Below are 22,171 nucleotides of genomic sequence, written 5' to 3' on the forward strand. Positions count from 1 at the left end.
GGTAACGCAGAGGGCCTGCTATCCCCCTGCTCAGGGAGAATTTACTGACGTTCAGCCAGATAGCGGCTGATCACGGCCAGATCCTGCGCACCAAGCCCGTCGTCTACCGCCTGTTGCCAGAGACGGGTAATGTTATCCAGTGCCGGTAACTGTGCTGCATTACCAGCTTCAACGGCTAGCTTCGCATCTTTCAGGGCCCAGATAAGCTGCATTTGTGGCGAGAAGTCGCCACTTTCAATCATTTGCAGTTTGACTTTCGCATAGGGTGCTGCCAGTGGCCCCCCTTCCAGGGCCTGCCAGAACGCCTCCGGACCGAACCCCAGGCTTTCTGCCAGACGTTCACTTTCTGCCAGGCTCTGCATCAGACCTATCAGCCAGCTGTTCACCACCAGCTTCATCCGGGAACCTGCTCCGGCGTCACCCTGCCACAGGGTGGCTTTACTGATGGCAGCAAATACCTGTTCTGCTGCGCCGGCCCGCGAACGGTCGCCGCTGGCCAGTACCGTGATCTGCGCATTCTCCGCCGGGGCTTTGGTGCCGGAGACCGGCGCATCAAGGAAAAGAATATCCGGACGTTGCTCACTCAGCAGCTGATGTAGCTTTTCCGTGCCTTCCACACCGAGGGTACCCATCTGACAGACGGTTGCTCCCTGCGGTATTTCGCTCAGCGCCTGTGTCAGCACATCCCGGGTCGTTTTTTCGTCCGGTAACATGGTGATGATCACCGATGCACGGCTGACTGCCGCGGCAGGAGAATCCGCCAGCGTGAAGCCCGGTTGTGTTAAATCTTCGCCCTTTTCCGGGCTACGGTTCCAGCCATAAACGGCAAACCCCTTTTTCAGCAGGTTACTGGCAAAGGCGTGCCCCATGGCACCCAGCCCCAGCACTGCGACTTCAGGTTGTTTCATATGACCTCCGTTAATCGTTGATGGGGCCGAAGCCCCTGTCTGCAGCCCCTCCGACGGGAGGACCCACGCTAAATCCATTGACTTCAGGCGTGTACTGCCGGGCTCGTCACGGTACTACGCCGCCGGGCCTTAGAGACCTGAACATCAGATAATAATGACTCAAACGGGATCCCCGTGTGCTGATGGAGTGCCAGAATCTGTGCCTTAGAGAGCTGCCGGGTTCCATTGAGTATTTCGTAGACTCTGGAGGATGTTGCCCTGATCATTCGCGCGACATCCTGCACACTCAAACCCTGCTGCTCCATACGAAACTTAATCGCCTCAACTGCTGTGGGAGGGGCAATTTTATAATGAATATCTTCATAGGCAGCGATCAGGGTAACCATAACTTCCATAAAGTCCCCCTCCTCTGTACCTGGCTCTGGCTGAGAGTCAAACAGCGGCTCAATGAGCGCCAGTGCGTTAAGATAATCCGTCTCATTGCGGATAGGCTTAACCTGATATGTCATAGTGTCACCTTCTTTGCATCAATTTTACTGTATTCAGCATGAGTGCCAACAAACTTAATGAATACCGCTTGTTGGGCGTAAGCAACGCTACCTATGATCCGATAAGTGTTGCCCTTGATGTCAAAAACAACACGGTTATGTTCTAAAAAATCAACTGAGCGGTATTGGCGCTTTATGTCCTGCGGTGAGTGCCAGTGTGCTTTACTGACCTCCTGGTACCAGGCAGACACCGGCCCTTTTGCGTCAGCATGTGTCGTCCAAAAGTCTGCCAATATCCTTTTTGCTACGACATTCATATCCAGTCCCTGAGTCCCAATATGGGATTCACTATACACCTCCCAAAACGGGACTCAAGCACTTCTTTCGGAAACCTTTGGAGCCAATAAGAGATGAGCGCGTGCCCGTGACATAATACGGAATACCGGCTGTCGCCGGGTATGATGTCCGGGCCTGAGGGCTTTCTTTTCTGGCCGGTACACCGGTATCGTGGCTGAGCAAACAGCGTGGTGAACGGATAACCCGTACCGGCCGGTCAGCAGAAGATACTGTGCAGGGACGAAGCGATAAGCAGTAAACCGCCTGCAATATTAATGATTTTTTTTAGCACCAACGTATTCGTTTTCTTTGCGGAAAAAATAAGAACCTGGCTGACCGCCACCAGCCAGAAACTCATTACCATCACATGGACGGAAGCCAGCATCAGATAATGGCTAATGCCACCCTGCTGACCGGCAAACTGTGAAACAACGGTCAGATAAAAAATGATCGCTTTCGGGTTCAGGATATTAGCTGTCCACGCGCCCCGCAAACTGACCGGTTCCGTGGCCTCCGGCAGAACACCGTACCGGGCCTTCATCCCGCTACGGATCAGTGTCGCCCCCAGCCAGAGCAGCCAGAGAGCACCGGCGACTTTCATGAGACAATGCCTGTCGCTGAGGTTGCTGACTGGAGAAGAAATCTGCAGGACGCTGATTTGGTCATTATTGCCAGTCCTGAATATGCTCATGGTGTCACTGGTGTAATTAAAAATGCGCTCGACTGGATTGTTTCCAGCGGAGAGTTCACAGATAAACCGGTATCGATACCCAACCTCTCTCCCCGGGCCGGAATCGCGCATGCTCAGTTAATCGAAATAATCACGGTTATGGGCGCGCAATATAGCGCGTCATGCAGCCCTGTTGCCTCGCTTGCTGAGCCTTACGTCATTCCCGGGTTGTCTGCCGCAGAATTGTGCGAACAACCAGAGATTAACTCCCGTTTGCGCCGGTTGTGGGAAGTTATTCTTCTGACACTGACGAGCCGGCATGCCACGACAATACGGTTGCGGAGAGCTTTTTCCAGCTACTGAAACGCAAACGGATTAAGAAAAAGATCCACGGAACGAGAAACGAAGCCAGAAGCGATATTTTTGATTAGATCGAAATGTTTTATAACAGTAAGCGTCGGCAGGGTTCGGGCGAGCAGATGCCACCGGCTGAATATGAAAACCTATATTATCAACGGCTCAGAAGTGTCTGGATTATCCGTGGCGATCCACTGGGTAAGATCAGTCCCAAAGTACCTGTAGATAAACAGGTACTTTGGGACTGCCTGGACTGTTATGGCAATAGTTACGCAAATAAGTAACCAGATATATATTTTAGAGTGAATTGAGTCAGGTATTTTTGGGATAAATCTCGCCAGAGATATACCAAACCCGCCGAATATAACCAATAAAATTAAAATACTTATATTAATAAGACCTATGAAATGGTAATCCTTCATACCTGTGTCTGACGAATACAGAGAATAAACAAAAGAACCAAATATAGCCATCGGGAGTGTCAGAGGATTGGCGCACGCAACACTATCTGACATAGTGTTACCATGTCTCCTTAGCAAGGGTACTGTCATGACACTACCTCCAACACCAAGGATCGTAGCAATAATCCCAATAAAAATTCCACCTACAGAGTAGGTTTGAACACTCAACTCTTTCTTCGATACCTGCTTGAAAAATCCTCTTCTGAAGAGACAATCAATGATTGTAATAACCATGTATACAATGAATGCATATCGTATGAAATAGTCATTAATAGCACCAGACATCAATGATCCAATAACTGCCCCAAGGGCAATAAAAATTATCAGTGGATAAACAAGATTTTTGGAGATATTTCCTTTTTTCCAGTTGATGTAGGTAGCGAATGATGAATTGAATATCATCACAGCTGTAGAGGTTGCTACCGCAACATGCATTACGTTTGGGTTATGAGGATATTGGTTAGACAGCATCTGATATACGAAGGGTACTACTACGAACCCTCCACCGAAGCCAAACATGTACGTTGTAATCCCGGTAAGAAAACCAGCAAGGGATATAATAATCAACTCATTCATTTTAAATCACCATTTATTAATTTTTTAGTGAATAAGTCCATTTTTTTCGGAAGTGGAATTAGTTAAAAATATTTTCATATAAAAATATAATATTTTCTGATGATTATAAATGACTATGCCTTTACCCTCACCTTTCTTTATTTCATCTTTTGTTGGAAAACTCCAATATTGGTGAGCATCCTGCGTGATGCCTGGAATATTTTTGCTGAAAAGAAATTTTTGTAAGGAATCTAATAAAAATTTTCCTGACTGCTTTCCTGCGTCAAAAATTGAGTGCAGGAAACAACGTCTATAATCAAAACTCCCGAATTTTTTGAACAACACGGGTCCGGCATCCCAAAATTCATCTATCTCGTGGATAGAAACAGCGTAAGATTTATCTTTTGCGGGCATTGCTCTATAAAATGTCATAACTCCCGTGTATTTAGGTAAGAGATCACTCTCAAGTTAGCCGTGCTATTTATCATCACGTGGTTTGCTCGTACCTCTCAAACGCTCCAGAAAAAAATTTACGGTTTACCGTTGTAGCCATCCATATAGGTCTCTGTGGCCGCGGAGAGCGCTAACGCCGCCTTCTGTTCAGGATACTCAGTGCTGTAGGACTGATTATTGAATCTTTCATGCTGCGCAGCAGCCTTGAACATCGGTAGCCCTTCAAAACTCTCAACCCTTCTCTGAGCCTCTGCACGGCTGAATCCCCTATCACGGTCGACTTTTCCTAAGTCATAAAAGGGCTGTAAAAACTGACGGGCACCTTTAATACTGTCTGCCGTATTGACAGACATTTCCGGGTCGGTTCCCAGCGCGCGGTACTGCGCTATCAGATCAGTCGCATGGCGACTGATACTATTATCGGAGACACAACCACTCAGCAGCAGTGTAATAAAGACCAGTGGGGGTAAAGATTTAATCAGCATTTCAGCACCCATAATGAAATTATTAATTTGTTAGCCGTTATTTATAAACGAATAATATTTTTACCGTACCGGAATCCGTACGGGCTGATATCTGAACAATTCCTTACTCTGTTTGTTTTATGCGCACTCCAACGGCCGGATAATGCTTTGTGCATGGCGGTTGTGTGCGCTATGCCCTGTTTATTCACTAATGCACTCTGGCGTCGGCGGCACGTCAACCCTTCCGACAGACTCTGGTGCCCCGATAATCCACAGCAATTCAGCAGGCTGGCTGACTCCCGGTTTTATATCGCGGAAACGCCGCCGCCAGGCGGAGCGGGTTTTTGTCTCTGTATCGCGGCAGATTATGGAATAGTATGCTGCATTTAAAAGTAAATTGCCCCGCGACGGTATTTTTTTGCCCCTTAAAACGATTACATTTTAACAAGCTCTGAAAAAAGAGGTAACATCGCCGACGATTCAGTGAAATTTAATATTTCCTGCTACGCATTAACCTGTTGCGAGCTTTTAATATAATGAAAATTAAACTACCACAGCTTAAAGCCAGTCTGATCCTGCCGGTCATCTTCCCGGCGGCAGGTCTGGCAGCCACTCCGTCACGGACGGATACCTCATCACCGGTAATGATTGTTTCTGCCACACCGGTAAGTCACGGTCTGTCTGAACTGGATACCCCGGCGGCCGTCAGTGTCGTTTACGGTGAAGATATGCGCAGAGCCCAGCCTCAGGTTAACCTTTCTGAAGGTCTGGCCGGGGTTCCGGGGCTGCAAATCCTCAACCGCCAGAACTATGCCCAGGACTTACAGCTCTCGATTCGGGGCTTTGGTTCCCGTTCCACTTTTGGTGTTCGCGGCATCCGTATTTATGTGGATGGCATTCCGGCCACCATGCCGGACGGACAAGGCCAGACATCGAATATTGATATCGGGTCGATTGACCATGTGGATGTGCTGCGCGGTCCTTTCTCCGCGCTTTATGGCAACAGTTCAGGCGGGGTCATCAACGTGGTGACCAAAAAAGGCCAGCAACCGGATACCCTGAAAGCCGGTAGCTGGTATGGCAGCTATGGTAGCTGGCGCAACAGCCTGCAGGCCAGCGGGTCGACCGGCGACGGCACCCATGCCGGCGATGTGGATTACACGGCGTCCGTTTCACGTTTCACCACCCACGGTTACCGGGACCATAGCGGTGCCAGCAAGAATCTGGCCAATGCCCGGCTGGGGGTGCGGATCGATGATGACAGTACCCTGACCCTGCTGGTTAACAGTACCCATATTCAGGCCGATGATCCGGGCGGACTGACACCGGGGGAATGGCGGGCGAACCCTGAACAGGTCGCGCCTAACGTCACTCTATACAACGCCAGAAAAACGGTCGATCAGACTCAGGCCGGGCTGCATTACGAGCGTTCTTTTGGCGATAACGATGACCTGAGTGTGATGACTTACGCCGGGATCCGTGAAACAACACAATACCAGTCAATTCCTTCGACTGCGCAGACCAAAAGTCAGAAATTCGGTGTGATTGATCTGACCCGTCATTATCAGGGTATTGATACCCGCTGGACGCACCGCGATACCCTGTTTTCGTTGCCGGTCAGCGCCACCGTCGGGCTGGACTATGAAACGATGTCAGAGCAGCGTAAGGGCTATCAGAACTTCACTCAGACTGACTTAGGCCAGAAAGGCGCTCTGCGCCGTGATGAAACGAACCTGATGTGGAACCTGGACCCTTACTTCCAGACCGCCTGGCAGCTTTCCGATAAATGGTCACTGGATGCGGGTGTACGCCTGAGTACCATCAGTTTTGACTCGGATGACCATTACCTGGCGAACGGTGATGACAGCGGCGATAAACGTTATCATCAGTGGTTACCTGCAGCCTCGCTGAAATATGCTATTGATGACAGCTGGAATACCTACCTTTCTGCCGGTAAAGGGTTCGAAACACCGACCATTACCGAACTGTCTAACCGTCCGGACGGAAAAAGCGGTCTCAATCTGGGGCTGAAACCTTCTACTAATAAGACCATTGAATGGGGTACGAAAAAACGTATCGGGTACGGCCTGCTGAATGCTGCGGTATTCCAGACAGATACCCGTAACGAAATCGTGTCCGCAGATAACAACGAAGGACGCGCGACCTATAAAAATGCCGGTCAGACCCGGCGCCGCGGGCTGGAACTCGGATTTGAACAGCAATTTGCCGGAGACTGGCAGCTCACCACCTCCTGGACTTTACTGGATGCCCGCTACCGCAGTAATGCCTGCGCCGGCACCGGTAGCGACTGTACCGGGAACCGGATCCCCGGGATTGCACGCAACATGGGTTACCTCGGGCTGGAGTATGCGCCGTATTCCGGCTGGTATGGTGGTGCCGATATTCGCTATATGAGTAATATCGAAGCCGATGACCCAAATACTGTTAGCGCTCCGTCTTATACCGTCAGCTCCCTGAATACCGGCTACAAATGGCTGGTCGACAACTGGACGGTAGATCTCTCCGGGCGCATCGACAATCTGTTTAATCGTAAATATGTCGGTTCAGTCATTGTGAACGAAAGTAATGGTCGTTATTACGAATCTGCACCGGGCCGTAATTACGGTGTCGGTCTGAACGTCAGTTACGCCTTCCGGTAAACCAGGTAAGGTCACAGGCGGCATCCCGCCTGTGACCTGCTGCCAATACCGGCGCTCCCTCCACTTTGCCATCAGTACCGCAATAAACCGCCCTGCCTGCAGCGGCTTCACCAATATCGTCCACCTTGACTGAATGATGACCGCATCAGCAGTGCGTCTGGCGGGGCTTCCGGAGCCATAGAACCACTTGTCCGGGGAGATCGGCAATGCTATGTTGTGCTCCTCTTTAACCCGGAGTCTGACTGATGTCCCTGCATTCCCGTTTACCGGCGATCACCTTACCGATGGTTATTTCCGGCGCTGTTGCCGTACTTGTCGGCTATGCCAGTTCGGCCGCCATTATCTTTCAGGCGGCCCGGGCCGCCGGTGCAGATACTGCATTAACCGGTAGCTGGCTGGGGATGCTGGGGGTCGGGATGGGGATCACCTCTTTCGGTCTTTCACTGCGTTACCGGATGCCGATCCTTACCGCGTGGTCTACTCCGGGAGCTGCCATGCTGGCAACCAGTCTCAACGGCGTCAGTCTCTCCGATACTATCGGACTGTTTATCTTCACGAATCTGCTGATCGTTATCTGCGGCGTCAGCGGGGTATTTTCAAAACTGATGCGTTATATTCCTGCCTCTATCGCATCCGCGATGCTGGCAGGGATCCTGTTGCACTTCGGATTACAGACCTTCAGCGGACTGCAGCAAAATTTGCCCCTCTGTCTGGCGATGTGTCTGAGTTTTCTGCTGGCCCGCCGCTGGTCACCCCGTTATGCAGTGTTTTTCACCCTGTTGACCGGAGCTCTGGTGATCATCGTTCAGGGGCAAACCTCTCTGTCAGGCGTTAGCTGGCACCTGTCGGCCCCGGTATTTATCAGTCCGTCGATAAATCTGCCGCTGTTACTGGGCGTCGGTCTGCCCTATTTCCTGGTCAGTATGGCCTCCCAAAACGCGCCTGGCATCGCTACGCTGAATGCTCATGGTTATCCGGTACCGGTCTCACAGGTCACCACCATTACCGGCGCGGTTGCCCTGTTACTCTCTCCGTTTGGCGGTTTTTCTGTCTGTATTGCGGCTATCACCGCCGCCATCTGTATGGGCGAAGACGTCCATCCGCAACGTAATCAACGCTGGATCGCGGCGGCAATAGCCGGCCTGTTTTACCTGGTGACCGGCGCATTTGGTTCAGCGATTGCACTTTTGTTCAGCACTCTCCCCCCTGTTTTTATCCATACCGTGGCAGGCCTGGCCTTACTGACGCCTCTGGCCGCCAGCCTGCACCGCTGTCTGGAACGCCCTGAACAACGTGATACGGCGATAGTGACTTTTCTTATCACCGCCTCCGGTGTTTCTGTCGCCGGTATCGGCCCGGCCTTCTGGGGAATGATCGGCGGTGGCCTCTGTCATATTATGCTCAGCCGACGGGTCGTAACAGTTCATAGCGCATCGACCCGCACCACCGGTTACCGCTGGAAAAAACCTTTCCGTCGTAAAGGTGTCGGGCATGCGGTCAAAAAATAACTCCTCGACTGCGCAACCCGTGCCAGTGCGGGTGATTCATAGCCCGTCAGGGGCCGGACTGGCAGCGTTATGCCGGACTGGTCGGAAAATTGCCTGTATTCCCGGGCCAGTCGCACTCTGGCTGGCCGGTCATTGTCCTGTGATCATCGGGTGAGGATATCGCCGCCGTCAGGGTGGTGCGGGATAAAAGTGACGGCGTCACTTCCCCTGATCACTGAGCCCCCCGGAAGCCGGCGCTCTGTAGCCTATGACCGCAAGCCCCTCTGGTCACGTCACAAATAGCGCCATCGCGATATCGTCCCGGCCACTGAAAGCTGGCGAGTTCTGTTTTGTGGGTGAGCCACTGATCTGCCCTGCTGAAGGTTGTGCGGCTCCCGGCTTTTGCAGCATGAAGTAGTTTACAAAGTTCAGAAGCGCGGGAAGCGAACCCTGCACTGAAGACCGCAGGCAGGTGCGTGTCATTCCAGAATGAACAGGGTTAATCGGACGGGTGACGGAACCGGGGATAACATTCGATCTGCGGGGACTGTACCTCCCGGACAGATTTGAGCCCGGGCGGACGACAGGAGGATGACCACCGGCCAATCCTCCCGCCGTCTTCCGGATTATTCAGCAGGCCGCCGCTGACTGACATCCCCGGCAGGTTCTTCGGTCACCAGCGATAACCGGCCTTCCAGCGCCCCGGAGGCTTCCCGCAGCACTGCCAGCACCGGCGCCAGCTCTGCCGTTACACGGGATGGAGACTCCAGCCGGAACACTGCCGGTAACGCCATTCCGCCGGTCAGCCAGTCCCAGAGTGCATCCAGATTGTTCCCGAATTCCGGAGGGCAATGGCTGTGCCGCACCAGATGCTGATAAAACGCCGTTCTGCTGGTGATTTCGCGGAAATCAAAAACAATAGTCAGCATTTCAGGGGATCCTTGTAAAGGTTCGGTAGTGATCGGTGGTCAGAAATACCAGCCCGTCAGAGGAATAGAGCAAACGGTCTGCATTACGGTGCCCGCAACGATAATTGACATCGGCTTCGTACCACCGGCGCCCCGCTGCATCCGGAAGCCGCCCTTCCCGGTTAGAAAAATGGTCGCCACCGATAGCTTTCCCCGGCAGGACGTCACACAGGTTCGCATCCGAAGGATCCCATCCATCATGGCGGGCTTCCCCTTTGCGAATGTAGTAGTCCGGTAAGCGATGGTACTGATGGATCCAGGCGGCGACTTTCTGTGGCGCGGTTTCTGCAGTGATATCACTGACACCTCCCTGCGCCGAATTATGCGTACGGGTCGTCGGCCCGACGGGTGAAGAGCCATGTAAAGCCGGTTTAATTCCGAGCCAACTGGCAATCAGGGCGATAACTAATGCGCCCCAAAGTTTTTTAGACATAATCATTCCCTTAAATAAACCGGAGTGACTATACCTTTAATCTGTACCCGCTGTCAGCGCTCGTTCTGTGTCAGTATGTTGAAACCCTGAAAGGGTCACGGTCGGGTGCAGAGATACCCGCGCAGAACGCTTCGGGAAATGTCTGACCAGACTTATTCAGCGAAGCAGTGGCGAGTGTGATGAAACTATGGGAGTGAATGCATAAGGGGATGATCACAGGCGTTGTGTCATTAAGGCAGAGTAATTCCCCCTGCCTGCTCACCTGCATCCCAAATGGACCGTCGCGGCATATTTACGGCTATTCCCGCCCTGATAATCCCGGACGTAAGAAAAGCACCATGAATTGCCGGGAAAAGATAATAGAGCAATTAAAGCGTACCGGTGATACCGGCAGACTTCACTGGTGCTATGTTTACCCTGGTGTGGCGCATAGTCTGTTATGCCAGAAGTCTGTCGGTATCTGTCCGCTAAATACAATAACTAAGGACATTATTGCGGGCGGCGGCTACCCGCTGCATCAGTCACTCAGTTTGCCCTGGTGTGGCGCATAGTCTGTCAGCGGGGACTGGCACGGCGGGCGCCGTGCTTAATGCAGGTATTGCGTGCTGCCGGGTGCGGAAGAACGACGCCAGGTACCCGGAGCCATACCAAATTCCCGCTTAAAGCTGCGGTTAAAGGATTGCTGGGAATCGAAGCCCATCGAAATAGCCACGGTCAGGATCGGGTCATTGGTGGATGTCAGACGGCATGCTGATTTTTCCAGCTTTTTCTTACGAATGTATTCGCCGAGGGCATAACCGGTGTGTTCTTTGAACATCCGCTGTAGATGCCATTTTGAGTAACCTGCCCTTTCCGCTACCAGATCCAGGTTTAACCGGTTTTCAATGTGATTATCGATCCAGCTGATTAGGTCGTTGAAAAAAGCGCTGTTCATCAGTCTCTCCATCCGGACTTAAAGAAATAGTATCTGTTGCAGTTGCATTTAATGGTGCGCCAATAATCGCTAAAATGCAAACATAATAGTTGCATTAAATGCCTTACAGACGCAGGGGATATTCAGGCAATACATGAAAAGTGCCGTGACATCAGGAGGATACCTGCTGCCACGGGGAGATTAACTGTCGGGGATTTCGCTCACACGATGATCTGCGGCGTTGTATTCAGCCACAGGCGGGTTGGCTTTTGCCCGTACCGTGATTTCGGCCAGAGCATCTGCGACCGAACGCTTCGCCAATACATTCAGTGAGGCCTGCTCAGCCTCTTCTGCCAGCGATTTAAAATACCAGCAGACATTGGCGCTGACCACACAGCAGGGTTTCTTCACATCCGGACGTGAATTCAGCAGCTTTTTCTCATCCGTGACCGACAGATAGATATCACGCAGCGAAATATCCTCAGCCGGTCGGGCCAGGTGGATAGATCCGGTACGCCCGAGGGTGGTGGCAATAATGCCATCACGGGTTAAGGGTACCATCAGTTTGCGGATCAGGCTGGGGTTTGATTCCATGCCCTGCGCGAGGATAGCACTGGTCGAGCGTTTTCCGTGCTGCTCTGCCATAGCAACACTCAGTACCATCTGTAGTGCTGTAGGAAAGCGATAATCTAACATTCCGGTTCCTCTGAGAGGTGATACTTTAAACTATACGTTCTGAAACATTCTCAAGTTTAACAAACTATCCCTGACGTGAGAAGCAACCCCCGGCCCGGACCGCACAGAACTTTAAGTCAGCCCTCTCGCCAGTCTGCCAGCCCCCACTAATCCCCCCTGCTGCTGATAACGGGCCCGGGTGATTAACGGCCCGTGACAGGGACGTAAGATCCTGGATCTCAGTTCCTCATCCAGCAGGCTCATCAGCTCCGGTACTGAAGCCAGACCTCCTCCGGCCACAATTCTGTCCGGCCCCAGAGTATTCACCACCACCGCCAGCACTTCACTGACCAGTTGGCTCCAGAGAGTCACCACTTTCAGGGCATCAGCAGAGTGGTTCTGCCACTGTTCAATGATGGTCCGGCTATCTGCAGAACGTCCCAGCAGATGCAGATACAGACGCTCCAGCCCCCTGGCGCCGCCCAGAGTATCAAGACACCCGTATTGTCCGCAGCCACAGCGCAGACGCGGCAAATGCAGCGTTTGCCCCTGGTAATCGAATTCTGTCCGCGTTATCGGTCCGTGGCCCCACTCACCCGTCAGGCCCCCGGCACCACTGATAATCTGCTGATTAATGACCAGCCCCCCGCCGACACCACTGCCGAGAATGATCCCCAGCAGAATGGACGGGCTATCACCGGCGTCCGCAGAAGCCTCTGCCAGTGTAAAACAGTCGGCATCATTGGCAATCACCACCTGTCGCTGTAAAAAAACACTCAGCTCGCGCGCGACGGTTCGGCCGCGAAACGCCGGAATGTTTCCGGCCAGTATGGTATCGGTTCGCGGGTCAACCACACCGGCCGCAGAAACAGCCACCGGGGAATCGTCAGCCAGTTGCGGTGCGGCAGCGTTCAGTAACTGTTGTAATGCCTGGCAGAACGCAGGCCAGTCCTCCGCCGGCATAGGAACTTTACCCATCTCCGTTAAGGAGTTATCGCCGTGATACACCGCACTTTTAATAAAACTTCCGCCCACATCGAAACACATGACTGCTTTGTTCATTATCACTCCCCTTCACCGCATATTCTCCTGGCCGCAGTATAGAGGGAATATTCCGTGGGGGATATCGGTCGTCGCCCGCGGTGGCCTTTGTTCCCTGCCTGACGATGAAAACCGCAGAGACTTGCATTCCGCGACAATTGTGCAGACAATAGTATGTTGTAACTAATTTACAAGCAAACTGAGGTGAGTCTTATGCGGTATACCCTGGTCTCTGAAATGCGTCAGTGTATTGATGAAATGGAGCAGCGGCTGGGCGAACTGTCCCTGGCGCTGGAGGCATTGCCCTTACTGGCAGCCCGCGTCTTCACTCTGCCGGGAGTGAAAAAAGGTGATGAACAATTACCGCTGGAGACGATCCCTGTCCATCTCTATAGCGGCACCACCGCACGACGGCTGGCGCTGGAACACCTGAAATTACTGTTTATGCAACAGCAGTCTGAAAGCCTGAGTACCCGGTCTGCCGTCAGACTGCCGGGCGCACTCTTTTTCCAGGCGGATAAAGCTTGCCTCAGCGCATTGCAGGACCAGACCTGCGAAATAAACCGCCTGAAACAGCAGCTGGAAAGACTGATCTCCCGGGATTCCGGCCTGCCTTCCGAAGCGCGCTTTCCGTTTGTCCACCAGCATTTTCCAGGGCTGATTACCCTGAATGCCTATCGTTCTGTCACTCTGGAACCGGCTCCGGCCTCGGTCCATTTTGGCTGGGCAAACAAACATATCATTAAAAAGGTGACCCGGGATGACATCTGCCGGCAGCTGGAAAAAAGCCTGAAGGCAGGACGGGCACGTGCGCCATGGACGCGGGAGCAGTGGGCCGAAAAAGTCGCACAGGAGCTGGAAACGCTTTTGTCTTTGCCGGCAGATGCCCCCTTAAAGATAAAACGGCCGGTTAAAGTTCAGCCCATCGCCCGGCTGCGCGCGGAAGGCAGCCGTAAACAGCGACAACTGCCCTGCCCGACGCCATTACTGTTCTGCAGTGAAACGTCCCGCATCCCCGTCACCGGGGAATTGAATGATTATGATCAGAACAGCATTACACACCGCCACAAACCCGCCGCCCGTGCGATGACCTTACTGATCCCGCGGCTATGGCTGTGGCTGGATCCTGACGCTGCCGCCAGCTGAGCCTGAAAGTTATGCTTTCAGGCTGCCAACCATCTCCTCCGGCCTGACCCACTGGTCAAACTCTTCTTCAGTGAGATAACCCAGTTGCAATGCCGCCGCCTTCAGGGTCAGCCCTTGCTTATGCGCTGTTTTGGCGATGTCGGCGGCTTTATCATAACCGATATGAGTATTCAGAGCGGTCACCAGCATCAGTGAGTCATTCAGTAACTGTTCAATGCGTGGCCGGTTTGGCTCAATCCCTTCCACACAATGCCGGGTGAAGCTGTCTATCCCATCTGCCAGCAGCCGGACCGACTGCAGGAAGTTGTGGATAATCATCGGCCGGTAGACGTTCAGTTCAAAGTTACCGGAGGCTCCGCCGATATTGATAGCCACATCATTCCCCATGACCTGACAACACAGCATTGTCATCGCTTCACACTGTGTCGGATTCACTTTGCCGGGCATAATAGAACTGCCCGGCTCGTTTTCCGGGATTGACAGTTCCCCGATCCCGCAACGCGGGCCGGAAGCAAGCCAGCGCACATCGTTCGCAATCTTCATCATCGAGGCAGCCAGCCCTTTCAGTGCGCCGTGGGCATGGACCAGTGCGTCGCAGCCAGAGAGCGCCTCAAACTTATTCGGGGCGGTCACAAAGGGCAGCCCGGTGAATGCCGCCACTTCACTGGCAACGTTTACCGCATACTGCGGATGGGTATTCAATCCGGTACCGACAGCCGTTCCGCCGAGTGCCAGTTCGGCAAGATGAGGCAGAGAGTTTTCCAGGTGTCGCTGATTATGCTGCAGCATCGCCACCCAGCCAGAGATTTCCTGGCCCAGCGTCAGTGGCGTCGCGTCCTGCAGGTGTGTGCGCCCGATTTTCACGATATCCGCAAACGCCCGGGATTTCTGTTGCAGTGCCGCTGTGATCTTTTTGAGCTGAACTAACAGTGTCTTATGCAAAGCAATCACCGCCGCAATATGCATGGCTGTCGGAAACACATCGTTAGAGCTCTGACTTTTATTCACATCATCGTTCGGGTGGATCCGCCGGGACATCCCGCGTTCACCGCCCAGCAGTTCACTGGCGCGGTTTGCCAGCACTTCATTCATATTCATGTTGGTCTGGGTACCGGAGCCGGTTTGCCAGACAGCCAGCGGAAATTCCGTATCATGTTTACCGGCCAGGACTTCGTCGGCGGCAGCAATAATCGCCTGACTTTTTTCCGCAGGCAGAAGCCCCAGCGACTCATTGACGCCGGCAGCGGCGCGCTTGGTAATGGCCAATGCCTCTATCAGGGCTTTCGGCATTTTTTCCGATGAGATACGGAAATGCTCCAGAGAACGCTGTGTCTGAGCCCCCCAAAGCTGGCTGGCCGGAACGTCAATTTCACCCATGGAATCTTTTTCAATTCGCTGAACTGCCATTTCACTCTCCTGAAGTTATACAGACAGGCATTTCGGGACGACGACCCGGGGACAGCACGGCCGACGCGGTACAAAGAAATAATCAGTTAACATTATGCACCTGCCTGCGAACAGGCATTGCCATCAGGCGAAAATGCCTCTCTGTAACCGTAGAACATCCTGTTACCTCCGCAACCAGGGCCCGCGGAAAAAGCACTGGCCGCCCTCTGATACACTGCCGTTCACCTTCTGTTCGGCTTGTGCCTGAAAAAATGCTATCGTTATCACTGAACGACGGAAAATCCGTGAAGAACGAGCCTTCTGACGACCGGATATTCCGGCGAAAGTCCGGCGGGAAAGCGGGCTGCCGGGATCAGCAGTAAGCGGTATTCACGGGTCAGAGGCTGAAATTTAGAGATAAAAGGACAACTCGGTGATGAAGAAGACAAAAATTGCTCTGGGTGTGGTTATTGCACTGGGTGTGGTCTGGACCGGTACCGCCTGGTATACCGGAAAACAGATCGAAGCGAATATGGGTCAGCTGGTTGATGGTGCTAATCAGCAGATTGCTCAATACCTGCCTGATAGTCACCTTGTGCTGACTCAGCAGGATTTCCGTCGCGGTATTTTCAGTTCACACGTTCAGCTGGTTTTACAGGGGGGGAGTAATGCGACTCAGGATGATCCTCTGGCGCCAGGTCAGAAAGTGATCTTCAGCGAAACGATCGATCACGGCCCCTTCCCGCTGTCACAACTGAAACACCTGAACCTGGTCCCGGCCGCGGCTTCAGTGCATTCTGAGCTGGTAAATAATGATACAGTGAAAGGGCTGTTCAGCCTCAGTAACGGGCAGTCCCCGGTCAGTGCAGAAACCCGCCTCGGCTATGATAAATCCAGTGATACGACTTTCGACGTCACTGCGCTGAATTATACCGACAATACCGGGAAAATTTCGGCACAGCCTTCTGTCTTTACTCTGGCGGCGGATGGTCAGCAAAATAACATCCGTTTCAGCGCGAATGTCGGCGACGTGGCTGCACAGTTCAAAAACGACAGTAACCTGCCGGTGGATATGACCATTGCCGGGCTTGATTTCTCCGGTGATACCCATCTCAGCCCGGAAGGCTTACGTCTGGGCAGCCAGAAACTGACGCTGAAATCACTCTCTACCGCGGTTAATGCTCAGCCGGTACTTTCTGTGTCCGGTGTGAATATGAACAGCGACTTTGATAACAAGGCGGGCAAAACCGGCGGCAAAATCAATTATGTTATCGATAAAGTGCAGCTGAAACAGCAAACCCTGGGCAGTGCCGCGTTAACCGTATCGCTGAATAATTTCGATACGGCCTCAGTGAAACAGTTCTATGACAACTACAATGCTGTGGTGAAACAGAACCTGGCCGATATCGCCAGTGGTCAGCAGGACGATCCTCAGGCAATGCAGCAATCTGTCAACGAAACCATTCTGCAGAATCTGCCACTGATACTGAAAGGTGCACCGGAGTTTTCTGTCGATTCACTGACGCTGAAAAATGAGAAAGGTGAAAGCCGGTTCTCACTAAAAGCTGATTTTAACGACCCGTCTACCGTGACCACAGCACCGCAATCACTGGGCCAGGTGGCCGACGGTTATATGAAAAATCTGAATGCCACCCTGTCTGTGAATATGCCTATGGCTCAGCAATTACTGAGTATCATCGGACAGTCTCAGGGATATAGCATTGAAGATGCCGGAAAACTGGCGTCACAACAGATTCAGGGATTATCTGCCATGGGACAGATGTTCCATCTGGCGACCGTCAAAGGAGACGACATTGTCTCTGCGCTGCAATACAGCCAGGGTGATGTCACCGTGAATGGTCAGAAGATGCCACTGGAACAGTTTATCCAGCAGTATGTTCCGGCAGACGCGGCTACCGGCGAGTAAAAGCCTGTTGTCAGGCGCTGTTCAACGGCACCTGACTATACGCCCATAAAAAAACGAATCCCCGGGGATTCGTTTTTTTTGACCGGAAAATGGCTGCTTTCAGCCGGCAGCGGCTATCCGTATTTACCGGAGACGTTTACAGCGCATCCGTCAGGCGGTCAACCACAATGCGACCGCTCAGGTCACGCTGAGTGATACGATAATTGGCTGAATAGGAACGACGGCAATTCAGTTTGTCATAGAGTGAAACCGTACCCTTATGTGCACCGTCTTTATCCACGATAATCCATTGATTAACTTCTTCCTGACCACGATTTTTCAGCTTAACAACATCAGCATGTTCCAGCTGGTCGCCTTCATCAATTTTAAGATAATCTTTTAACATTTTACTGACCCCCGATTGACCTCCTTTACTATATTGCGAAATATTTATCCATTCAATCGAATATACTAATCGATATAGCCTTACACATAGCAAGGATTAATATCATTTAATGGCCTATTATTCAGTCAGATAACCCTCCTCCCCGCTAAATCAGATGGTAAATCTCTGGCATTTTACCCCCGGATATTTTTATAATGTGCCGCACTTTTTAAAACTAATCCGGGTGCACGATGATCGATACCACACTTCCCCTGACAGACCTCCACCGTCATCTTGACGGGAATATCAGAGCTAACACAATTCTGGAGCTGGGCAGAGAATTTAATATTGCCTTACCTGCCAATGATCTTCCCTCTCTGCTGCCCCATGTTCAGGTGATGTCTACCCAACCGGACTTAGTCAGCTTTCTGCAAAAACTCGATTGGGGTGTCAAAGTCTTAGGCAGTCTTGAGGCCTGTCGGCGTGTGGCGTTTGAAAACGTCGCTGACCTGGCGCAAGCTAATATCCATTATGCTGAGCTGCGTTTCTCACCAGGCTATATGGCGATGAGTCACGGTCTGCCGGTAGAGGGTGTGGTAGAAGCCGTTATCGAAGGGGTTCGCCAGGGCTGTGAACACTATGGCGTCCAGGTCAGACTGATCGGTATTATGAGCCGTACTTTCGGTGATAAAGCCTGCCTGCAGGAACTGGAAGGCCTGCTGGCGCACCGCGACCATATCACTGCCGTCGATCTGGCCGGCGATGAACTGGGGTTCCCGGGGGATCAGTTTCTGAATCATTTCACCCGCGCCCGTGATGCCGGTTTCCGTGTCACCGTCCATGCCGGCGAAGCCGCAGGTCCCGAAAGTATCTGGCAGGCTATTCATGAACTGGGTGCAGAACGTATTGGTCATGGGGTTAAAGCCATTCAGGACCCGGCCCTGATGGATTATCTGGCTGAACATGGTATTGGTATTGAATCCTGCCTGACGTCCAATATTCAGACCAGCACCGTAGCGTCACTGGATGTACATCCGCTGAAACAATTCCTGCAACACGGTGTGATGGCATGTATTAACACCGATGACCCGGCGGTTCAGGGCATTGAATTACCTCATGAATATCAGGTTGCCGCTCCGGCTGCCGGTCTGAATGCCGACGAAATTCGTCAGGCACAGGAGAACGGCTTGTATATGGCGTTTCTGAGTGCTGAAGAAAAACAGGCACTGCGCCGCAAAGTTGCCGGTTAAGTCGCCCGTTAACGGCCCTGTTTTGCGGGGCCGTCATCGTTTTCCGCCGGCATATTGATGTGTAATTGTTCAATAATTTAATTCTGAGTGCGATACCCCGTAGCAAAAGATTTAACAAGGTTGTTATAGCCAGCCTGATCCCTGATAATACTCACCTTTCAAAACCCATGGCACGACAATGACTGATTATTTATTGCTCTTTATTGGCACAGTGTTAGTGAATAACTTTGTGCTGGTGAAGTTTCTCGGCCTCTGCCCCTTCATGGGTGTTTCCAAAAAGCTGGAAACCGCCATCGGGATGGGACTGGCGACAACCTTTGTAATTACTCTGGCCTCCATCTGCGCGTGGCTGGTGAATCACCTTATTCTGGTTCCTCTGGACCTGGTCTATCTGCGTACCATGGCATATATCCTGGTGATCGCAGTCACCGTACAGTTCACAGAAATTGTGGTACGTAAAACCAGCCCGTCACTTTACCGCCTGCTGGGGATCTTCCTGCCGCTGATCACCACTAACTGTGCGGTACTGGGAGTTCCTCTGCTGAGTGTGAACCTGAAGCATACCTTCCTGCAGGCCGCGCTTTACGGGTTCAGCGCTTCGCTTGGGTTCTCTCTGGTCATGGTGCTGTTTGCCGGCATCCGTGAACGTCTGGTCCTGGCGAATGTTCCGGCACCGTTTAAAGGCTCTTCTATTGCTCTGATCACCGCCGGCCTGATGGCACTGGCCTTTATGGGCTTCAGCGGATTGGTGAAGTTCTGATGAGTGCTATCTGGATTGCGGTTATTTCGCTGAGTATCTTAGGTCTGGTATTCGGCGCTCTGCTGGGGTACGCCTCACGCCGCTTTAAAGTAGAAGAAGACCCGATTGTCGAACAGATCGACGAATTACTGCCACAAAGCCAGTGCGGACAGTGTGGCTATCCCGGCTGCCGCCCTTACGCGGACGCGGTAGGTAATCACGGTGAGATGATCAACAAGTGTGCCCCCGGTGGAGAGCAGACCATGCTCAAACTGGCCACGTTACTGAACGTCGAACCCCAGCCGGTGGATGGCGGAGAAGAAGCCAAAGCCCCGGAACGTAAAGTTGCCTGGATTGACGAAAGCAACTGTATTGGTTGCACCAAGTGCATTCAGGCCTGCCCGGTCGATGCCATTGTGGGAGCCACACGTGCGATGCATACGGTACTGACCGACCTTTGTACCGGGTGTGACTTATGCGTTGCCCCGTGCCCGACAGACTGTATCGAGATGCGTCCGGTCCCCGCCACCACTGCTAACTGGAAATGGGATCTCAATACCATCCCGGTCCGTGTTATTCCGGTAGAACATCATGCTTAATCTGTTTTCTCGTTTTCGTGCCGATAAAATCTGGGACTTCAAAGGGGGTATCCATCCGCCGGAGATGAAAACCCAGTCAAACGGTACACCGTTAGCGGCAATCCCGTTACCGGCACAGTTGATCATTCCGCTGAAACAACATATCGGTCAGGAAGGTGAGTTGCTGGTCAAACCCGGCGATCATGTTTTACGCGGACAACCCCTGACCTTCGGACACGGACGGATGTTACCGGTACATGCCCCGACATCCGGTACGGTGACGGCCATTGCCCCGCATATGACTGCCCACCCTTCCGGTCTGGCTGAGCCTTCGGTATTTATTCGCCCTGACGGGGAAGATCGCTGGATTGAGCGTCAGCCAATCGCTGATTACCTGCAGACAGACCGGCAGGTGCTCATTCGCCGGATCCATGAGGCCGGAGTCGCCGGACTAGGCGGAGCCGGTTTCCCGACCGCCACCAAACTGAAAGGCGGCCTGAGCGGAGTGAAGGTCCTTATCATCAATGCTGCTGAGTGTGAACCCTATATTACCGCCGATGACCGGCTGATGCAGGACTATGCCGCAGAAGTGCTGACCGGTAGCCGGATCCTGCGCCATATTCTGCAGGCTGATCAGGTACTGATTGGCATCGAGGATAATAAGCCTGAAGCTATCCGCAGCCTGAAAGCCGCCCTCGGCAATGATACGGATTTACAGATCCGCGTTATTCCGACCAAATACCCCTCCGGAGGGGCAAAACAGCTGACCAAAATCCTGACCGGGCGTGAAGTGCCGCACGGTGGGCGGTCTGCTGATATCGGTGTACTGATGCAAAACGTGGGAACAGCCTATGCGGTAAAACGCGCGGTTATTGATGGCGAGCCTCTGACTGAGCGTGTCGTCACTCTGACCGGTGAAGCATTGAGCCAGCCACGTAATGTCTGGGGACGCCTCGGTACGCCGGTCAGCCATCTTCTGCAATTCGCGGGCTTTACCCCGGATGACAAACAGATGGTGATCATGGGCGGACCGCTGATGGGCTTTACACTGCCCTCACTCGATGTACCGATGGTGAAAATTACCAACTGTCTGCTGGCCCCGTCGGCCACAGAAATGGGGAATAACGAGGAGGAACAGTCCTGCATTCGCTGCAGTGCCTGCGCCGATGCGTGCCCTGCCGGTCTGTTGCCACAGCAGTTGTACTGGTACTGTCAGGGCGGTGACCATGATAAAGCCAGAGCCTATCACCTGAATGATTGCATTGAGTGCGGTGCCTGTGCTTATGTCTGCCCGAGCAATATTCCGCTGGTACAGTACTACCGTCAGGAAAAAGCTGAACTGCTGGAGATCGATCTCGAAGCCCGGCGAACCGCCGAAGCGAAGGCGCGTTTCGAGGCCCGTCAGCAACGACTGGAGCGGGATAAAGAGGCCCGTGAAGCTCGCCATGCTGAAGCAAAACGTCGTGTTTCTGCCAGTGAGCAACAGCAAATAACGGCCGCGCTGCAAAGAGTGAAAAGTAAATCTGCCGGCACCGAAGGTGATGTCGTTGTTCAGGCCGGTAGTACACCGGACAATTCTGAGGTTATTGCTCAGCGTGAAGCACGTAAAGCACAGGCCCGTACCCGCCAGGCAGAAAAAGCCGCTGCCGGGACAGAGACTGATGACCGAAAAGATGCTGTCGCGGCCGCCATTGCCCGTGCCAAAGCGAAGAAAGCGGCTCAGGCTGCGGATACCGCCGGTGAACCGGTAGTGGCTGCGCCGGCTGCCGAAACCGCTGCTGAAGACCCGCGTAAAGCCGCTGTCGCTGCCGCCATTGCTCGCGCCAAAGCGAAGAAAGCCGCCCAGGCTGCGGATAACGCCGGTGAACCGGTAGTGGCTGCGCCGGATGCCGAAACCACTGCTGAAAACCCT

General features: G+C 52.8%; 23 protein-coding genes and 1 pseudogene. 10 read left to right on the top strand and 14 right to left on the bottom strand.

All coding sequences use genetic code 11. The features are described 5' to 3' along the window. Positions 1-41 precede the first annotated feature (41 nt). The 4 genes from GTPT_RS11245 to GTPT_RS11260 form a co-directional block, all read right to left on the bottom strand. Positions 42-986 (bottom strand): NAD(P)-dependent oxidoreductase, encoded by a 945-nt coding sequence (locus tag GTPT_RS11245; RefSeq protein WP_081671451.1) that lies wholly within the window; start codon positions 984-986, stop codon positions 42-44. Between the two features lie 5 nt (positions 987-991). Beyond that, positions 992-1,417 (bottom strand): helix-turn-helix domain-containing protein, encoded by a 426-nt coding sequence (locus GTPT_RS11250; RefSeq protein WP_025901976.1) that lies wholly within the window; start codon positions 1,415-1,417, stop codon positions 992-994. After that, a complete protein-coding gene (locus GTPT_RS11255; protein WP_025901975.1) occupies positions 1,414-1,713 on the bottom strand; it encodes a type II toxin-antitoxin system HigB family toxin in 300 nt (99 codons plus the stop codon). The genes GTPT_RS11250 and GTPT_RS11255 overlap by 4 nt, the downstream gene beginning before the upstream one ends. Positions 1,714-1,949: 236 nt before the next feature. Next, a complete protein-coding gene (locus GTPT_RS11260) occupies positions 1,950-2,333 on the bottom strand; it encodes a LysE family translocator (RefSeq protein WP_051170745.1) in 384 nt (127 codons plus the stop codon). A gap of 6 nt (positions 2,334-2,339) precedes the next feature. Here GTPT_RS11260 and GTPT_RS17855 point away from each other — a divergent pair, with 6 nt between their 5' ends. Together GTPT_RS17855 and GTPT_RS17335 are read left to right on the top strand one after the other, a co-directional pair. Then, entirely contained in the window at positions 2,340-2,765 is a 426-nt protein-coding gene (locus GTPT_RS17855; protein ID WP_051170746.1) for an NADPH-dependent FMN reductase, read from the top strand. Further along, positions 2,723-2,932: pseudogene (locus GTPT_RS17335) on the top strand (IS3 family transposase); the annotation flags it as partial. The gene GTPT_RS17855 and the pseudogene GTPT_RS17335, both read left to right, overlap by 43 nt. Here the strand turns inward: GTPT_RS17335 and GTPT_RS11270 are convergent. From GTPT_RS11270 to GTPT_RS11280, 3 genes are all read right to left on the bottom strand, one after another. After that, the gene (locus GTPT_RS11270; protein ID WP_071780107.1) at positions 2,906-3,796 is read right to left on the bottom strand and encodes a sulfite exporter TauE/SafE family protein; all 891 of its coding nucleotides are present in this window, start codon (positions 3,794-3,796) and stop codon (positions 2,906-2,908) included. The pseudogene GTPT_RS17335 and the gene GTPT_RS11270 sit on opposite strands and share 27 nt — an antisense overlap. 24 nt (positions 3,797-3,820) lie before the next feature. Next, positions 3,821-4,207 (bottom strand): hypothetical protein, encoded by a 387-nt coding sequence (locus GTPT_RS11275; RefSeq protein WP_038011389.1) that lies wholly within the window; start codon positions 4,205-4,207, stop codon positions 3,821-3,823. Between the two features lie 98 nt (positions 4,208-4,305). Continuing rightward, positions 4,306-4,713, bottom strand: a complete 408-nt coding sequence (locus GTPT_RS11280) for an Exc2 family lipoprotein (RefSeq protein ID WP_162139948.1) — start codon at positions 4,711-4,713, stop codon at positions 4,306-4,308. Between the two features lie 515 nt (positions 4,714-5,228). On the opposite strand from GTPT_RS11280, the gene pqqU reads away from it, so the two are divergent. Both pqqU and GTPT_RS11290 read left to right on the top strand, forming a co-directional pair. Continuing rightward, the gene (pqqU, locus tag GTPT_RS11285; protein WP_029991107.1) at positions 5,229-7,352 is read left to right on the top strand and encodes a TonB-dependent receptor PqqU; all 2,124 of its coding nucleotides are present in this window, start codon (positions 5,229-5,231) and stop codon (positions 7,350-7,352) included. A 245-nt stretch (positions 7,353-7,597) separates the two neighbouring features. Continuing rightward, on the top strand, positions 7,598-8,860 hold the full coding sequence (locus GTPT_RS11290) for a benzoate/H(+) symporter BenE family transporter (RefSeq protein ID WP_071780138.1): 1,263 nt from the start codon (positions 7,598-7,600) through the stop codon (positions 8,858-8,860). Between the two features lie 605 nt (positions 8,861-9,465). On the opposite strand, the gene GTPT_RS11295 is transcribed toward GTPT_RS11290, so the two are convergent. The 5 genes from GTPT_RS11295 to GTPT_RS11315 all read right to left on the bottom strand — a co-directional run bounded on the left by GTPT_RS11295 (position 9,466) and on the right by GTPT_RS11315 (position 12,890). Further along, positions 9,466-9,768: a barstar family protein gene (locus GTPT_RS11295; protein WP_051170876.1), complete on the bottom strand. Its 303-nt coding sequence runs from the start codon at positions 9,766-9,768 to the stop codon at positions 9,466-9,468. Position 9,769: 1 nt separating this feature from the next. Continuing rightward, entirely contained in the window at positions 9,770-10,240 is a 471-nt protein-coding gene (locus GTPT_RS11300; RefSeq protein ID WP_029991104.1) for a ribonuclease domain-containing protein, read from the bottom strand. A 586-nt stretch (positions 10,241-10,826) separates the two neighbouring features. Beyond that, positions 10,827-11,177, bottom strand: coding sequence for a helix-turn-helix domain-containing protein (locus GTPT_RS11305; RefSeq protein ID WP_025901964.1), 351 nt, complete (start codon positions 11,175-11,177; stop codon positions 10,827-10,829). 177 nt (positions 11,178-11,354) lie between these two features. Beyond that, on the bottom strand, positions 11,355-11,849 hold the full coding sequence (locus GTPT_RS11310; RefSeq protein WP_025901963.1) for an RrF2 family transcriptional regulator: 495 nt from the start codon (positions 11,847-11,849) through the stop codon (positions 11,355-11,357). 111 nt (positions 11,850-11,960) lie between these two features. After that, positions 11,961-12,890, bottom strand: a complete 930-nt coding sequence (locus GTPT_RS11315) for an ROK family protein (RefSeq protein ID WP_029991102.1) — start codon at positions 12,888-12,890, stop codon at positions 11,961-11,963. Positions 12,891-13,082: 192 nt separating this feature from the next. Between GTPT_RS11315 and tus the strand changes: the two genes are divergently transcribed. Then, the gene (gene tus, locus GTPT_RS11320) at positions 13,083-14,015 is read left to right on the top strand and encodes a DNA replication terminus site-binding protein (protein WP_029991101.1); all 933 of its coding nucleotides are present in this window, start codon (positions 13,083-13,085) and stop codon (positions 14,013-14,015) included. A gap of 9 nt (positions 14,016-14,024) precedes the next feature. Here the strand turns inward: tus and fumC are convergent, their stop codons facing one another. Next, the gene (fumC, locus tag GTPT_RS11325; protein WP_025901960.1) at positions 14,025-15,422 is read right to left on the bottom strand and encodes a class II fumarate hydratase; all 1,398 of its coding nucleotides are present in this window, start codon (positions 15,420-15,422) and stop codon (positions 14,025-14,027) included. 415 nt (positions 15,423-15,837) lie between these two features. Between fumC and GTPT_RS11330 the strand changes: the two genes are divergently transcribed. Beyond that, the gene (locus tag GTPT_RS11330; protein ID WP_025901959.1) at positions 15,838-17,328 is read left to right on the top strand and encodes a YdgA family protein; all 1,491 of its coding nucleotides are present in this window, start codon (positions 15,838-15,840) and stop codon (positions 17,326-17,328) included. Positions 17,329-17,464: 136 nt separating this feature from the next. Here the strand turns inward: GTPT_RS11330 and GTPT_RS11335 are convergent, their stop codons facing one another. After that, positions 17,465-17,713, bottom strand: coding sequence for a hypothetical protein (locus GTPT_RS11335; RefSeq protein ID WP_029989586.1), 249 nt, complete (start codon positions 17,711-17,713; stop codon positions 17,465-17,467). A gap of 230 nt (positions 17,714-17,943) precedes the next feature. Between GTPT_RS11335 and add the strand changes: the two genes are divergently transcribed. The 4 genes from add to rsxC all read left to right on the top strand — a co-directional run. After that, complete coding sequence (gene add / locus GTPT_RS11340) at positions 17,944-18,942, top strand: adenosine deaminase (protein WP_029989585.1); 999 nt, start codon at positions 17,944-17,946, stop codon at positions 18,940-18,942. Positions 18,943-19,120: 178 nt separating this feature from the next. Further along, the gene (gene rsxA, locus GTPT_RS11345; RefSeq protein WP_025901956.1) at positions 19,121-19,702 is read left to right on the top strand and encodes an electron transport complex subunit RsxA; all 582 of its coding nucleotides are present in this window, start codon (positions 19,121-19,123) and stop codon (positions 19,700-19,702) included. Further along, positions 19,702-20,280, top strand: coding sequence for an electron transport complex subunit RsxB (gene rsxB / locus GTPT_RS11350; RefSeq protein ID WP_029989582.1), 579 nt, complete (start codon positions 19,702-19,704; stop codon positions 20,278-20,280). Before rsxA ends, rsxB begins: the two co-directional genes overlap by 1 nt. Continuing rightward, on the top strand, positions 20,273-22,171 hold a 1,899-nt coding region (gene rsxC, locus GTPT_RS11355; protein ID WP_038011394.1), incomplete at its 3' end, for an electron transport complex subunit RsxC. The genes rsxB and rsxC, both read left to right, overlap by 8 nt.

Source organism: Tatumella ptyseos ATCC 33301 (assembly GCF_000735525.1).
Lineage (GTDB): Bacteria > Pseudomonadota > Gammaproteobacteria > Enterobacterales > Enterobacteriaceae > Tatumella > Tatumella ptyseos.

Coding starts and splice junctions, on each gene's coding strand:
- GTPT_RS11300 (WP_029991104.1), bottom strand. CDS start 10,240: ATGTCTAAAAAACTTTGGGGCGCATTAGTTATCGCCCTGATTGCCAGT.
- GTPT_RS11335 (WP_029989586.1), bottom strand. CDS start 17,713: ATGTTAAAAGATTATCTTAAAATTGATGAAGGCGACCAGCTGGAACAT.
- GTPT_RS11290 (WP_071780138.1), top strand. CDS start 7,598: ATGTCCCTGCATTCCCGTTTACCGGCGATCACCTTACCGATGGTTATT.
- rsxA (WP_025901956.1), top strand. CDS start 19,121: ATGACTGATTATTTATTGCTCTTTATTGGCACAGTGTTAGTGAATAAC.
- GTPT_RS11295 (WP_051170876.1), bottom strand. CDS start 9,768: ATGCTGACTATTGTTTTTGATTTCCGCGAAATCACCAGCAGAACGGCG.
- GTPT_RS11315 (WP_029991102.1), bottom strand. CDS start 12,890: ATGAACAAAGCAGTCATGTGTTTCGATGTGGGCGGAAGTTTTATTAAA.
- rsxB (WP_029989582.1), top strand. CDS start 19,702: ATGAGTGCTATCTGGATTGCGGTTATTTCGCTGAGTATCTTAGGTCTG.
- GTPT_RS11330 (WP_025901959.1), top strand. CDS start 15,838: ATGAAGAAGACAAAAATTGCTCTGGGTGTGGTTATTGCACTGGGTGTG.
- GTPT_RS11310 (WP_025901963.1), bottom strand. CDS start 11,849: ATGTTAGATTATCGCTTTCCTACAGCACTACAGATGGTACTGAGTGTT.
- add (WP_029989585.1), top strand. CDS start 17,944: ATGATCGATACCACACTTCCCCTGACAGACCTCCACCGTCATCTTGAC.
- GTPT_RS17855 (WP_051170746.1), top strand. CDS start 2,340: ATGCCTGTCGCTGAGGTTGCTGACTGGAGAAGAAATCTGCAGGACGCT.
- pqqU (WP_029991107.1), top strand. CDS start 5,229: ATGAAAATTAAACTACCACAGCTTAAAGCCAGTCTGATCCTGCCGGTC.
- fumC (WP_025901960.1), bottom strand. CDS start 15,422: ATGGCAGTTCAGCGAATTGAAAAAGATTCCATGGGTGAAATTGACGTT.
- GTPT_RS11245 (WP_081671451.1), bottom strand. CDS start 986: ATGGATTTAGCGTGGGTCCTCCCGTCGGAGGGGCTGCAGACAGGGGCT.
- GTPT_RS11250 (WP_025901976.1), bottom strand. CDS start 1,417: ATGACATATCAGGTTAAGCCTATCCGCAATGAGACGGATTATCTTAAC.
- GTPT_RS11270 (WP_071780107.1), bottom strand. CDS start 3,796: ATGAATGAGTTGATTATTATATCCCTTGCTGGTTTTCTTACCGGGATT.
- GTPT_RS11280 (WP_162139948.1), bottom strand. CDS start 4,713: ATGCTGATTAAATCTTTACCCCCACTGGTCTTTATTACACTGCTGCTG.
- tus (WP_029991101.1), top strand. CDS start 13,083: ATGCGGTATACCCTGGTCTCTGAAATGCGTCAGTGTATTGATGAAATG.
- GTPT_RS11255 (WP_025901975.1), bottom strand. CDS start 1,713: ATGAATGTCGTAGCAAAAAGGATATTGGCAGACTTTTGGACGACACAT.
- GTPT_RS11275 (WP_038011389.1), bottom strand. CDS start 4,207: ATGACATTTTATAGAGCAATGCCCGCAAAAGATAAATCTTACGCTGTT.
- GTPT_RS11260 (WP_051170745.1), bottom strand. CDS start 2,333: ATGAAAGTCGCCGGTGCTCTCTGGCTGCTCTGGCTGGGGGCGACACTG.